This is a genomic window from Protofrankia sp. Cas4, assembly GCF_963555915.1.
Classification (GTDB): domain Bacteria; phylum Actinomycetota; class Actinomycetes; order Frankiales; family Frankiaceae; genus Protofrankia.
The window spans coordinates 20981-21475 of record NZ_CAUVXL010000233.1; the positions used below are offsets into that span (position 1 = coordinate 20981).

The following is a 495-nucleotide window of genomic DNA, read 5'->3' on the forward strand; positions in this document are numbered from 1 at the left end:
AGATCCCCGCCGATCCCCGGTGATGTTCCGCGTCCAGGTGCCGTCGGACACCCCGATCCACGCCGGGCTGTCCCCGCCGTCGGCGTAGTGGTTCGTCGACGTGGTCGAGCCTTGCGTCCAGGAGCGGATCCGCCGGGCCGGGTCGAGGGCGTAGCTGCGGCTGGTCGAGCCCTGGGTCTGGGAGGCGACCATGTCGTTGACGTAGTAACCGACACTCGCCGACGCCCCACCGGCAACCGTCAGCGCCGTGGTGCGGCCGAACAGATCGTAGGTGTAGCCGGTGTTCGTCAGCCGGTCGGCCTGATCGTAGGTGGAGTTCAACGTGAAATCGGCGGTGGTGGTCGACGAGCAGTTCCCACTCGTCGGGTTCCCCCCGGCGTCGGGATGGTTGACCAGACTGGTCCGGTTGGACTCGATGTCATAGGTGTATTGCTGGGTAGAGCAGATCGCCGGGCCGCCGTAGGCACGGGTATCGGCCACCTGGGTCAGCCGGCC

The 495-nt window shown here is 67.5% G+C and carries 1 protein-coding gene; it reads right to left on the reverse strand.

All coding sequences use genetic code 11. The annotated features are described in order from the left end of the window. Nucleotides 1-495: hypothetical protein (locus U9979_RS20890; RefSeq protein WP_322780706.1), on the reverse strand; the 495-nt coding region annotated here is incomplete at both ends.